This is a genomic window from Cypionkella sp. (assembly GCF_030652235.1).
Taxonomy (GTDB): Bacteria; Pseudomonadota; Alphaproteobacteria; order Rhodobacterales; family Rhodobacteraceae; genus Cypionkella.
Map to the genome: position 1 here is coordinate 71,614 of NZ_JAUSBA010000050.1, position 12,507 is coordinate 84,120.

At 58.9% G+C, this 12,507-nt stretch carries 16 protein-coding genes; 2 read left to right on the forward strand and 14 right to left on the reverse strand.

Features of this window, described 5'->3' with window-relative positions; translation table 11 throughout:
- Positions 1-42 precede the first annotated feature (42 nt).
- The gene (locus tag Q7V03_RS17665; protein WP_304926909.1) at positions 43-1,167 is read right to left on the reverse strand and encodes an extracellular solute-binding protein; all 1,125 of its coding nucleotides are present in this window, start codon (positions 1,165-1,167) and stop codon (positions 43-45) included.
- 425 nt (positions 1,168-1,592) lie between these two features.
- On the opposite strand from Q7V03_RS17665, the gene Q7V03_RS17670 reads away from it, so the two are divergent.
- Entirely contained in the window at positions 1,593-2,888 is a 1,296-nt protein-coding gene (locus Q7V03_RS17670; protein ID WP_304926941.1) for a D-amino acid dehydrogenase, read from the forward strand.
- Positions 2,889-2,966: 78 nt separating this feature from the next.
- Here the strand turns inward: Q7V03_RS17670 and Q7V03_RS17675 are convergent, their stop codons facing one another.
- The 9 genes from Q7V03_RS17675 to Q7V03_RS17715 form a co-directional block, all read right to left on the reverse strand.
- On the reverse strand, positions 2,967-3,692 hold the full coding sequence (locus tag Q7V03_RS17675) for a FadR/GntR family transcriptional regulator (RefSeq protein ID WP_304926910.1): 726 nt from the start codon (positions 3,690-3,692) through the stop codon (positions 2,967-2,969).
- 29 nt (positions 3,693-3,721) lie between these two features.
- Positions 3,722-4,357 carry an aminotransferase class V-fold PLP-dependent enzyme gene (locus Q7V03_RS17680; protein WP_304926911.1) on the reverse strand — a complete coding sequence of 212 codons (636 nt, stop codon included), beginning with the start codon at positions 4,355-4,357 and terminating at the stop codon, positions 3,722-3,724.
- Complete coding sequence (locus Q7V03_RS17685; RefSeq protein ID WP_304926912.1) at positions 4,354-4,911, reverse strand: aminotransferase class V-fold PLP-dependent enzyme; 558 nt, start codon at positions 4,909-4,911, stop codon at positions 4,354-4,356. The genes Q7V03_RS17680 and Q7V03_RS17685 overlap by 4 nt, the downstream gene beginning before the upstream one ends.
- A 1-nt stretch (position 4,912) precedes the next feature.
- Positions 4,913-5,533, reverse strand: a complete 621-nt coding sequence (locus Q7V03_RS17690) for an ABC transporter permease (protein ID WP_370651162.1) — start codon at positions 5,531-5,533, stop codon at positions 4,913-4,915.
- Positions 5,511-5,777 (reverse strand): hypothetical protein, encoded by a 267-nt coding sequence (locus tag Q7V03_RS17695; RefSeq protein WP_304926913.1) that lies wholly within the window; start codon positions 5,775-5,777, stop codon positions 5,511-5,513. The genes Q7V03_RS17690 and Q7V03_RS17695 overlap by 23 nt, the downstream gene beginning before the upstream one ends.
- Positions 5,774-6,385: an ATP-binding cassette domain-containing protein gene (locus tag Q7V03_RS17700; RefSeq protein WP_304926943.1), complete on the reverse strand. Its 612-nt coding sequence runs from the start codon at positions 6,383-6,385 to the stop codon at positions 5,774-5,776. The genes Q7V03_RS17695 and Q7V03_RS17700 overlap by 4 nt, the downstream gene beginning before the upstream one ends.
- A gap of 159 nt (positions 6,386-6,544) precedes the next feature.
- Positions 6,545-6,670: a hypothetical protein gene (locus tag Q7V03_RS17705; protein WP_304926914.1), complete on the reverse strand. Its 126-nt coding sequence runs from the start codon at positions 6,668-6,670 to the stop codon at positions 6,545-6,547.
- A gap of 25 nt (positions 6,671-6,695) precedes the next feature.
- Entirely contained in the window at positions 6,696-6,938 is a 243-nt protein-coding gene (locus Q7V03_RS17710; protein ID WP_304926915.1) for a hypothetical protein, read from the reverse strand.
- Between the two features lie 24 nt (positions 6,939-6,962).
- Positions 6,963-7,925 carry an ABC transporter substrate-binding protein gene (locus Q7V03_RS17715; RefSeq protein WP_304926916.1) on the reverse strand — a complete coding sequence of 321 codons (963 nt, stop codon included), beginning with the start codon at positions 7,923-7,925 and terminating at the stop codon, positions 6,963-6,965.
- A 350-nt stretch (positions 7,926-8,275) separates the two neighbouring features.
- On the opposite strand from Q7V03_RS17715, the gene Q7V03_RS17720 reads away from it, so the two are divergent.
- Positions 8,276-9,520, forward strand: coding sequence for an aminopeptidase (locus tag Q7V03_RS17720; protein ID WP_370651160.1), 1,245 nt, complete (start codon positions 8,276-8,278; stop codon positions 9,518-9,520).
- 120 nt (positions 9,521-9,640) lie between these two features.
- On the opposite strand, the gene Q7V03_RS17725 is transcribed toward Q7V03_RS17720, so the two are convergent.
- The 4 genes from Q7V03_RS17725 to Q7V03_RS17740 form a co-directional block, all read right to left on the reverse strand.
- Positions 9,641-10,042, reverse strand: a complete 402-nt coding sequence (locus Q7V03_RS17725; protein WP_304926918.1) for a c-type cytochrome — start codon at positions 10,040-10,042, stop codon at positions 9,641-9,643.
- A 62-nt stretch (positions 10,043-10,104) separates the two neighbouring features.
- Positions 10,105-10,788 carry an ABC transporter ATP-binding protein gene (locus Q7V03_RS17730; protein ID WP_304926919.1) on the reverse strand — a complete coding sequence of 228 codons (684 nt, stop codon included), beginning with the start codon at positions 10,786-10,788 and terminating at the stop codon, positions 10,105-10,107.
- Positions 10,781-12,067 carry a lipoprotein-releasing ABC transporter permease subunit gene (locus Q7V03_RS17735; RefSeq protein ID WP_370651163.1) on the reverse strand — a complete coding sequence of 429 codons (1,287 nt, stop codon included), beginning with the start codon at positions 12,065-12,067 and terminating at the stop codon, positions 10,781-10,783. The genes Q7V03_RS17730 and Q7V03_RS17735 overlap by 8 nt, the downstream gene beginning before the upstream one ends.
- A 95-nt stretch (positions 12,068-12,162) precedes the next feature.
- Positions 12,163-12,498 (reverse strand): AAA+ family ATPase, encoded by a 336-nt coding sequence (locus Q7V03_RS17740; RefSeq protein WP_304926920.1) that lies wholly within the window; start codon positions 12,496-12,498, stop codon positions 12,163-12,165.
- Between the last annotated feature and the right edge of the window lie 9 nt (positions 12,499-12,507).

The window sequence follows — 12,507 nt, forward strand, 5'->3', positions numbered from 1 at the left end:
GCCGGGCCCCTGCGGACCCGGCGTGTTCGTCAGGCAAAAGGCTTACGCGGCCTTGAACTTGTCAGCATATTCCGCCCGTTTGGTCAGGAATTCTGCCGACTGGTTTGGCCACCACCACAGTTTCGCCAACGCTTCGTCGTTGAAGGTGCCTTTGTAGTAAGCCGCGACATCGGGGTCCATCAGATCGGATGCGCCCTTGCCAACCGGGTTCGACGAGAAGGCCGTTGCCCACATCGACGCACCTTCAGCGGTGGATACCCATTTGGCAAATTCATGCGCCTGATCGACGTTCACCGCGTTTTTCAGCAGCACGAAGCCTTGGTGCCACGCAAATGCGCCCTCAACCGGTGCCATATAACCATAGCCATCATTGCGCAGGTTGAAGCCAGTCGAATCCCAGCACAGACCGACGGTTGCGCCATTGGCGGTGAAGCCTGCGTTGGCTTCATTTTCACCCGTCCACCACTGCACGATGTTGCCCTTGGTCTTGATGGCTTCAGCCAAAGCGATGTCCCACAGCTGGGTCATCTTGGCCATATCGGAATAGCCCTCAATCCACGGGAACGGCAGTTTGCCTTGTGCATCCAGCCACCGGCCCATTGCCGCCAGCGAGGAATGCGGACGCAGCACAACTTGGTTGGCCGGATCGAACAAAGCGCCCAAGGTCGGCGGCTCGCCCAGTTTCGCGGTTTCTTTGTTGTAAACCAGCGATTCAGTGCCCCAGTTCGACGGCACATACATTAGATTGCCGTCGATGCGAGACCGCTCGCCCGCCGAGCCATCAGCCAGACCGGGCAGATAATTGTCCATCGCCAGTTTCGCCGGATCCCAAGCGCCCAGAAGGCCGTTGGAGTTCCATGCGCCGACACGCTCGATGGTCGGTTCGGTCATATCCATGCCGCCCGCTTCCAGCGCGACCTTGGCTTCGCCAAACATGGTGTCTTGGTCGGGAAGTTCTTTGAAATTCACCTTGATGCCGGTGGCAGCGGTGAACGCCGGGATCACCTCGGCCGCCAGTTTGTCATAGCCAGCCCACCCGGTGAAGTTCAACTCGCCCGACGAGGCCAGCGCCTTGGAGGAAATGATCGCGGGGGCCGCCAACGCGCCCACGCCAACGGCCGACGACTTTAGAAAGCTGCGGCGGTTCAGTGCGATTTGTTTTTTCACAGAAGTCTCCCTAGTGTTGATTCGCTTTTTAGCGGATGGCAGCAGATGCTTTTCGCATCTTGTTTTAGAAACTCTTACCGCAAGACAGTTTCATAACAACCGGTAAAAGCCACGCGCAAAGCCTACTCCGGAGCAGGGGGATTGTGTCAACAACAGTTGTTGATTGGCGGATCAAGAAACCGCGCGATTTGGGTTTTGTCCGGGCAGATGCTTGCAAATCGGGCAGGCTGGTGGCGACTTCGCGCTGTGCTGCAGCGACTGGCACCAGAGAAAACGCTATCAGGTTTCGGTGTGTCGTGCGGAATACCGGTTTATATTTCGCCTATTATTTTATCATATCGCTGAAAGTTAGAATAATCTTCGTATATTTCCAAAAAACCTCGACAACTTTTCAAACTCCTCTCAAAGCTTTGCTTTATGCTGAACTGCATCAGCAGGGTCGGTACAATCAAGGATTGCAGATGAAGATTATCATTCTTGGCGCGGGCGTCATTGGCGTCACCTCGGCGTGGTATCTGGCGAAAGCCGGGCATGAGGTGACGGTGATCGACCGCCAGCCCGGCCCGGCTTTGGAGACCTCTTTCGCCAACGCAGGCGAGATCAGCCCCGGCTATGCCAGCCCTTGGGCTGCGCCCGGTATTCCCGTCAAAGCGATGAAATGGCTGTTCATGCGCCATGCGCCGCTGATCATTCAGCCTATGCCCGATCTGGCGAAGGTAACTTGGGTGATGCGGATGCTGCTGAACTGCACCAGCGCCGCCTATGGCGTGAACAAAAGCCGGATGGTGCGTCTGGCCGAATACAGCCGAGATTGCCTGATGGATCTGCGCCGTGACACCGGGATTTCTTATGACCAGCGGATGCAAGGCACGTTGCAACTGTTCCGCACCCAAAAGCAGGTCGATGGTGCCTATAAAGATATCAAGGTGTTAAAGGCTGACGGCGTGCCGTTTGAGGTGTTGGATGCCGATGGCTGCATCAAGGCCGAGCCCGGTCTGGCCGCGCGCCGTGACGCGATTAAAGGCGGTTTGCTGCTGCCAGGCGATGAGACTGGCGATTGCTTTAAGTTTACCAATGCCCTGCAAGATATGGCCATCGCGGCAGGCGTGAGCTTCCGCTACGGCGTGCGGATTGATCGGCTGGAGGCTGCGGGCGGGCGCATTGCGGCGGTGCATACCTCTGAAGGTCGGCTGATGGCGGATGGCTTTGTGCTGGCTTTGGGGTCGTATTCGCCGATCTTGGCACGGCCTTTGGGCATCAAGCTGCCAGTCTATCCGGTGAAGGGCTATTCGATCACCGTGCCAATCATCGATGCGGCCCGCGCGCCCGAATCAACCGTGATGGATGAAACTTATAAGATCGCGATCACCCGATTGGGAGATCGGATCAGGGTCGGCGGTATGGCCGAGATTGCGGGCTTCGACATGACCCTGCACGCCAAACGCCGCCAGACTTTGGTACATTCGGTCGAGGACCTGTTCGGCGGCGCGGGCGATCAATCGCGCGCGACGTTCTGGTGCGGGCTGCGGCCAATGACGCCAGATGGCACGCCGATTCTGGGCCGCTCGCCGATCAGCAATCTGTTCCTGAACACCGGGCATGGCACATTGGGTTGGACCATGGCGGCAGGCTCGGGGCGGGTGTTGGCGGATCTGATCTCCGGCAAGTCGGCGGAGATTGAGACGGCGGATTTGGGGTATGCGCGGTATCAAGCGGCGTAATGGCGGCTGATGGCCGGGGGCTCGCCCCCCGGACCCAGAGGATATTTGAGCACAGTGGATGACAATTTTAGATAAGTTTTAGGCGTTATCTGTTGGCGCGATGATATGCCTGATCTCGGATTCGACGGAATCGAGGATGCTGTTGATCGCCACTTCGGCCGCATCAGGATCGCCTGCGACGATGGCATTGGCCAGATCGCGGTGCGGCGGGAAGCTCGCCAGACCAAAACCCGGTACTGAAAATGGCGATTCGGCGGAACGCTCCAGCGCGTCATCCATCCGGGCCAGCACTTGGCCGAACATCGGATTGCCCGTGGCGTCACAGATCGCGCTGTGAAACGCCATATCAGCAGCGCGGTAGGACTCGCCCGTATCGACAATCAGAGACAACACATCGCACAAGCGGCTGATCTGCTGGCGTTGCACAAGGGTCGCATTTTGCGCCGCCCGCCGCACCGTGCCGGACTCGATCACCCGCCGCATGTCCAAAAGCCGCAAGATCGCCTCGTCCTCAAGCTGGATCATCGTCGGCAGTGGGCCCTGCGAGGTTTGCACTTTCGCGGTGAGATAAGTACCGTCACCGCGGCGGCGGCGGATGATCCCCAAACCTTCCCAGCGGTTCAAAGCCTCGCGGAGGGTCGAGCGCCCGACCCCCAATGCGGCGGCAATCGACACCTCAGGCGGCAGACGGTCACCGACTTGCATGCCTGCCCGTTCGATCATATCGGCCAAAGCGTCCAACACCGCCACCCCACGCGCGGCGGTCTCAATCGGCTCTAAGTAGCGAATGGCGGCACGCGACATGATCTCTCCGGTGCGCCGGGCGCGCATTCCTAAGTATTGCCAGATAACTGTGGCAACAATTCTGTCAAGGCTGTTACCAGATCATCCATCTGCGACTTAGTGTTATAGCCCTGCACTGAAACCCGCACGATGGTGTGATCTTGCCAATCAAAGCAGGGGATTTCGATGTGGTAGTCGTCGTAAAGCCGGGTTTTCAGCAAGCTTGGATCGCAGCGTGGAACGGGCATTGACACCATTTGCCGGGCGCAGAATTCCGGGGGGCTCAGCGCAGGCAGATGCGTGATCTGGCGCACCCGTGCAGCGGTGTCTTGCGCCAGTTGGCGGCAGCTTTCGGCGACCTTATCCCAATCGTGATCTTTGCGAAATTGCAGGGCGGCGGGCACGGTCAGCCAAGCCGAAGGGTCGCGGGTGCCCTGCATTTCCAGCCCGTCGATGAACGGCGAATTGCCGAACACCCCCTTGGTGCCGGGCAGTTTGGCGTCTTCCGTCCAGCCGTGGCTGATCACCAACGGGTTTAGCATCGCTTGCCGTTCGGGGCGCACATACAGAAAAGCCGAACCCTTCGGGGCCATGATCCATTTGTGGCAGTTGCCCGCGTAGAAATCGGCATCCAGCGCGTCGAGGTTCAGCGGTATGTGCCCCGGCGTATGCGCGCCGTCGATCACGGTATAGATGCCGCGCTTGCGGGCCTCGGCAACCGCGTGTTCAATCGGAACACCAAGGCGGTGGCCGAGGTGATATGCGACAGAAACAGCACGCGGGTTTTATCGGTAAAGCCTGCGAGGATGGCCGCAGTGAACTGCGGCTCATCTGTGAGCGGCAGTGCGACTTCGACCACTTTGATCACCGCGCCCGTGTTACGGCAGACGTAGGACCATGTCTTTTCTAACGCGGCATATTCGTGATCTGTGGTCAGGATTTCATCACCGGGTTTCAGGTCAAGCGATTGCGCCACGATGTTCAACGCATAGGTGGCGTTGGTCAATCCGACGATGTTTTCCGCGGAGGTGCCCAACATCGCGGCCATCGCCGTACGGGCATCGCGCATCCAGCCGGAAAGCCCACGCGCCGGGTCCAGAAAGGCGGCGGGCTGGATTTCCAACTGCAACTGCCAGCGCTGATAGGCTTCAAACACCGGGCGCGGGCAGGCCCCGAAAGAGCCGTGGTTCAGGAAGATCACGTCGGGGCGCAACAGGAAGAAGACATCAAGGTTTTGCAATTCAGCGCCCTTTCATGGTCGGATCAAGTGCGTCGCGCAAACCATCACCAAAGAGGGTGGTCGCAAGTACGGTGATGGCAAGGGCTGCGGTGGGAAACACCGCCAAGCGCCCGTAAAAATATATGAGATTCATCCCCACATTGATCATCTGGCCCCAGCTTGGGATCGGCGGTGGCACGCCGATGCCAAGGAAACTCAAGGAAGCCTCCAGCATCATCGCCAGCAGAATCGCCAGCACAAAACCGACGATGATCGGCGAGATCGCATTGCGGATCAGGTAGCGGACGATGATATAGCCGGGGGTGGCACATAAGGCGTGTGCGGAGCGCACGAACTCTTTCTGCGCGATAGCTTTGACTTGCGTGCGCACCAGCAAACACACCTGCACCCAGCCAAACAACGCCGCGATCAACACGATGGTGGCAAAACCGCCGTTGGTTAATGCCCCCAGCAGCATCGCGGCCAACAGGGGCGGCACCACCGAGAACACCTCGATCAACCGCATGACGCACCAATCGGCGCGGCCACCATAATAGCCCGCGATGGCCCCAACGGGATGCCGATGATCAGCGAAAACGCGGCTGCCGTGAAGCCGATGGTCAGCGAAACCCTTGCGCCACAGACGATGCGGGTGAAGAAATCGCGCCCCAGATCATCAACGCCGAACCAGAATTCGGCCTGCGGGAAGGCATAGGCTTGGGTGAGGATTTTTTTTGATCGGCGTAGCCAGTTTTGCTGATCAGCGGCGCGAAAATCGCCATCAGGATGATCAGCAGCAGGAACACTCCAGCGACCAGTGCCGCTTTGTTATCGTCAAAACGCCGCCATGCGAAATAGAGCGGGCTGCGGGGTTTTGGCGCGCTCATTTGCCGTCTCCGAACCGGATGCGGGGATGGAGCAGCGCATAAATAATGTCGAAAATCAGATAGGCGATGCAAAACATCATGGTGATCACCATGATCAGCGCCATGCCCAACTCGGCTTGCAACTGCTTGATCAGGTGCAAGATCTGCGCCTGAATGGTCACATCCAGCGCCGTTGTCGGCTCGTCGGCGAACAGGATTTTTGGGCGACAGGACAGCGCCATCGCAATCATCGCACGCTGCAACATGCCCCCCGATAGCTGGTGCGGATAGCTGTTCAGAATGGCTTCGGGGTTCTTAATCTCCACCCACGCCAGAAGGGCGGTGGCCTCCGCCGATGCCACCAATTTCGACACATCCCGATGCGCGCGTATGGTTTCCACGATCTGATAGCCAATGGTGAACACCGGATCAAACGCCGTCATCGGGTCTTGAAACATCATCGCGGCAATCCGGCCTCGCACTGCTGCCAGTTGCGCGCGCCCTGCCCGCAGCATATCGACGCCGCCGAGATCCAACCGATCTGCAACGATCCGCGAGGGTGGTTCACGGAGCAAACATAAAGCTGCCATGCAGGTGACAGACTTGCCCGAGCCAGATTCGCATACGATTCCAAGTCCTTACCTCGCTGCCACCCGCAAGGATACCCCACGCACCGTTTGCACGACGCCATCGTGTTGCGGAAAGCTAACGGTCAGATTTTCGATATCCAGCAGGGCCATACGCGCTCCGATGAAAGCCCCCCGGAGTAAACCGGGGGGCATGGGGAGTTATTTCGACACATGCGTGCAGAAATACAGCCCCAACTGCCGCAAAGGCGCAAAGCCCAGCTTGTTCGGCTTGGTGCCGTCGCCTTTCATATCCGCCGACACCACCGCGTTGGTGATCGGATGCACCAGCGCACGAACGAGGCATTGTCGATCAGCACTTGTTCAGCCTGTTCATAGAGCGTCTCGCCATCCTCCCATTTTGGGGCGCTGTCAGCCTTGGCGACCAGATCATCATAGGCTTGCAGATGGTGGTCTTGACGGCCGCCATTGAAGAAGATGCCGAAGAAGTTCGACGGGTCGAGATCGTCGTATCATAGGGCGCGAGGAACAGGTTGCTCTTCTTCTCCATCATGCCCGCCATCCAGTGTTTGGTCGGCATAACCTTGATATTCATGGTAATTCCCAGAATATCTTTGGACTACGCTTGCAGATATTGCAGCATCGGCCCCGAGATCGCGCCATTATCGCCGCCCTGATCGCGATACCAAATCTCAACCTCTGGAAAGCCTTGGCCATTGGGATAACCCGCGTCTACCATGCATTTCTTGGCTTTTTCAGGATCAAAGACGGCTTGCGCGGTGATCGCGGCCTGAAACGCGCGGCGGAAGTTGATATTGTCGAAGGGCGGCAGATCAAGCCCGAACGAGATATAGGTGGTAGCGAACACCGCATTCTTAGCGACCTGGCTCGGAAAGCATTGCTCCACAAAGGGAATTTGGCCCGCGTTCAGGTAGGAAAGATCCGCCTCGCCTGCCATGAAGGCGGGCAAACCGACCTCTGGCGCGTCCAAGGACGGGTCAATCTCCAACCGATCCACCTGGGGCTGCCATGGCCCGGTGTAGGTCGGGTTCTTCACCAGAACCATCTTGTTGTTGGATTTCTCCCACCATTCGACAATGAACGGGCCCGAGGACACGAGGGTTTCGACATTGACGGCACAATCGTCGCCCAGCTTGTCCCAGACGTGTTTCGGCACCGGGTACCACAGCGAAACCACGCTGGGCAGATAGGGATTCGGCGCTGCAGTTTTGACTTCAATCGTCAGATCATCCCCCGCTTTGATGCCCAAAGCAGAGACATCTTTTTCGCCCTTGGTCACCGCATCCCAATTCCCAATGCCGCCCGCATAGCCCCAATACCAAGCGAAATCATAGCCGGTGGTGGCGGCGCGTTGCAGCGCGAAAATGTAATCGAAGGCGCGCAACGGCTCGCCATCTGCCCACACCAAACCGCTACGCAGCTTGAAGGTCCAGGTCAGGCCATCGTTCGATTGTGTCCACGACTCGGCTGCCATCGGGTTCAGCACATAGTCGTTGTCGAAACTGGTCAGCAGTAGTTGGATGATCTCAGGGTTGCCCGCGCAAGCGTAGACGGTCTTCATTTAATTCATATGTGCGCCAGAGCTGCTATCCCCCGAACTATATAGTGGTTTGCGCTGCGATCGGCGGCGTCGCAAGCAGCGTGGCTGTCACCAGCGCCCCAGCGAGTTACAGGAACTGTCGCATCTATTCCTCCTTGTTGACGCCCAGTTTAGGGCTTTTCATTGGCAGAATGCCCGGGTCTGCCCGGTGCATTTTGACTCCTGGCGTCAGAGCGACGCTGGGTCAATTTAAAATGTCTGACAAATTCCGAACCGCCGCGCAAGATGCCAGTCAACGCGGGCCACAGATTCGTCTCAAACGGTTGACCCTGCCCTGCCTGCGGCTATGGTCCGTCGCAAACAGGTAAAGGATGGCTGCTATGACCCCCGCGATTGATCCGGTGAAACTTGCGAAACTGGCGGAGGTGGCGGTGCATGTCGGCGTGGCGCTGCAACCGGGGCAGGATCTGATTCTGACCGCCCCGATGACCGCGCTGCCCCTTGTCCGACTGATCGTGGCTGCGGCCTACCGCGCGGGCGCGGGTGTGGTGACGCCGCTTTTTGCCGATGAGGCGATTGCTTTGGCACGCTACCAGCATGGCGTTGAGGCCAGTTTTGATGCAGCGCCGAACTGGCTGTACAATGGCATGGCCGAGGCTTTTGCCAACGGTGCCGCCCGGATGGCGATTGTTGGCGACAATCCAATGCTACTGGCCAATGAAGACGCCGCCCGCGTCGCCCGCGCGGGCAAGGCGAATTCTTTGGCCTATCAACCGGCTTTGGCGAAGATCGCAGGCTTTGATATCAACTGGTCGATTTGTTCTTACCCCGGCGAAGCTTGGGCGCGGCAAATCTTCCCCGAGCTGAGCGCCGATGCTGCGGTGCATCGGCTGGCAGAGGCGATTTTCGCAGCCTCGCGCGTCGATCAGCTCGATCCGGTGGCGGCATGGCGCAACCATAACGCCACCCTACGCACGCGGACCAAATGGCTGAACGGCAAGCGCTTTGCGGCGCTGCGCTTTACCGGGCCGGGCACCGATCTGACGGTCGGTCTGGCCGAAGGCCATGAATGGCAAGGCGGGGCATCCACTGCGAAAAACGGCGTGACCTGCAACCCCAATATCCCGACCGAGGAAGTGTTCACCACACCGCACGCCCTGCGGGTTGAGGGATTCGTCAGCGCAACCAAGCCCTTGGCGCATCAGGGCACCTTGATTGAGAATATCCAAGTGCGCTTTGACGCGGGGCGGATTGTGGAAGCCAAAGCCACCAAAGGCGAGGCGGTTTTGCAAAAGCTGATTGATTCCGACGAGGGCGCGCGGCGGTTGGGCGAGGTGGCACTGGTGCCGCATGGCTCGCCGATCTCGCAATCGGGGCTGTTGTTTTACAACACGCTCTTTGATGAAAACGCCGCCTGCCACATCGCTTTGGGCCAGTGCTATGCCAAGTGTTTCATGGAGGGTGCAACGCTGTCGCCAGAGCAGATTGCTGCCCAAGGCGGCAATGCCAGCATGATCCATGTCGATTGGATGATCGGCTCGGGTCTGGTGGATATCGACGGTATCGGCGCGGATGGCACGGTGGAGGCGGTGTTTCGGCAAGGGGAATGGGCCTGAAAGCTACCGCCTGAGGCTAAGGCAGGGGGTTTCACACCCCCAGCCCCCCGTGGAGTATTTATGCCAACGTGAAAGCAAATTTTAATCAAATTCTATGAACTTAGGCAAAGGCAATCGCCACTATTTCACCTGAAGCGTCTTAAGGTATTCCGCCAGCTCCACCAGCCGGATCGGGGTGGGCGTGGCAATGCCATCGCCGCCGTCATAGGGCACAGAGTGGCCCTCCAGCAAAGGCGCAAAATCCGGCATCACCCCTTGGCCCTTCTTGCCCGCATAGCCCCAGATCTGCGCCATCACCTTGGTTGTCGGAAACACGCCCTTGTTGCGGGCAGCCAAAGTGCTGAGATCAGCGGGCTTTTTGCCGAGCCCCGCCACCGTCTCGCCATCGCCCTTACCCGCAGGCCCATGACAGGCGGCGCAATAATCGTTGTAATCCTGCGCTCCGGTGGTTTTCTCGGGCGGCGTGCCGGTTTCCACACAGGCAGACAGCACCAAAGCGGCGCCAAGCAGCAAGTTTCGCATGATGTTCTCCTGTTCGCAGGCGCTATCCTGCACCGAAAGGCAGCGCCAGACCTTGATCTGTATCAGGAGGTGACAACGCGGCCTTTGTCCAGCCGCACCACGCGGTCCATCCGGGCGGCCAGTTCCAAATTATGAGTGGCGATCAGGGCAGCAAGCCCGGTTTCGCGCACCAAAGCCATCAGCGCGCCAAACACCTGATCCGAGGTGCCGGGGTCAAGGTTGCCGGTGGGCTCATCCGCCAGCAGCAGTTTTGGCTTATTGGCAAGCGCGCGGCAGAACGCGACGCGCTGTTGCTCGCCCCCCGACAAAGCGGCGGGGCGATGGCTGGCGCGCGGCAGAACGCCAACATGGGCGAGCAGATCCCGCGCGCGGGCCTCGGCTTCGGCCATTGCAACACCATTGGCAAGCTGCGGGATCACCACGTTTTCAAGCGCGGTGAACTCGGGCAAAAGATGGTGAAACTGGTAGATGAAGCCGACATCATTGCGCCGCGCCTCGGTGCGGGCCTTATCCGCCAGCCCGACCATATTGCGCCCACCCAAAGCCACCGAGCCTTCGTCCGGCGTATCCAGCAGCCCCGCGATATGCAGCAGCGTCGATTTGCCCGCCCCCGACGGGGCAACCAAAGCCACCACCTCGCCACGTTTTACTTCCAAAGTCGCGCCATGCAGCACCATGACTTCCGACGGCAAACCGCGATTGTAGCATTTCTCAATGCCCGCCAGTTCCAGCGCAAACTCACTCATAGCGCAGCGCCTCCACCGGGTTCATCCGGGCGGCACGGCGCGCCGGAAAGATCGTGACGATGAACGACAGCCCCAACGACAAAGCCATCGCCGAGGCGACATCGCCCAGTTTCAATTCAGCAGGCAGCGCATAGATCCCCCGGATCGACGGATCCCAAACATCGCCGCCCGTCACCAGATTGATCAGCGCCACCACATCATCAATATAGGTTGCAAACAGACAGCCGATCACCACCCCCATCAGCGTGCCGACCACCCCGGTAAACGCGCCGCAGATGAAGAATATCCGCAGGATCGAGCCCTCGGTCAGCCCCATCGTACGCAGAATCCCAATGTCGCGGCCCTTATTTTTCACCAGCATGATCAGGCCGGAAATGATGTTCAGCGTCGAGATCAGCACTAGGATCGACATGATCAGGAACATCACATTGTCTTCAATTTTCAAAGCGTTGAGATAACTTCCGGCGCTGTCCATCCAGGTCCATAGCATCGCATCCTGCCCCCCAGCCGCCATCACCGCATCACGGTAGCTGTCGATCGCTTCGGGGTCTTGCACCATCACCTCAAACTCATCGGCGAGATTGTCACGGTTAAAAAACGACTGCGCCTCGGCGAACGGCATATACATCCGGCTTTGGTCAATCAGATAATTGCCCGAGGTGAAGATATAAACCACCGGATAAGCGTTCACCCGTGGGCTGGAGCCGAACGGCGATTTCACCCCCGAAGGCGAGATCACCCGCAGCTTGTCGCCCACCGTCACGCCCAAAGTCCGCGCCAAACCAGAGCCAATCGCGATGCCTTGGTCGTAATCGTCCAGATTGCCGTAAGCATCGGCGCCATCGCCAATACGCGGAATCTGGCGCAGATCGGCCAGCCGCAGCCCGAACACCTCGGCGCCGCTAGAACCCTCGCCAGCCGTCAGCATCACCTGACCTTTTATCTGCGGAGCCGCCTCGGTCACACCGGGCACCGCCACCAGTTTTGCTGCAATCGCGTCGTAATCGGCAAAGCCCTTTACTATCTGGCCCTCGGCATCCATATGCCCCGCCGAATACACCGTCACATGCGCGTTCGACCCCAAAAAGGTCGATACCAATTCGGTGCGAAAGCCCGAGCGCACCGCCAGCGTCACGATCAGCGCGAACACTGCCAAAGTGATGCCGATCAGGCTGATCCAGGTCATCACTGACACGCCACCCTCAGCGCGTTTGGCGCGCAAATAGCGCCAGGCAATCATGAATTCAAAGCGCGAGAACGGGGAGGTCGAGGCCAAGATGCTGCTCTTTCTTTTTTGCGTCAAAGTGCAACGTCTCGAAGGCAGGGTCAAGGAACGCTTGTGTGACGGCGGGCAGCAGCGATGACAGGCAAGAGTCAGAGATCTGTTTCTGCCCCCGGCAGGGACTCCAGCTTCAACTCGGCCGGGGTTTTCCGCCGCAGAATAATATCGCCATTCGGCAACTTTTCCGGTGCATGATAGTTCTTCAGATCATCCATCATGCCCAGGATTTCCATCAGCTTCGGCTGCGCCTCTTTCAGCGCCTGCGCCATTTCTTGCAGGCTTGGCTCCACCTGACCCATCATGTGGTTGAACAGCAGCTCTGCGCCCTGCTGCATCAGGCTTAACCCCCTATCCGCATCAGACGGCGGCGGGGTCTGCGCATAGGCGGGCGCGGGCAACAGCATCACGGCAAGGAGAAGATGTTTCATCTCCCGATT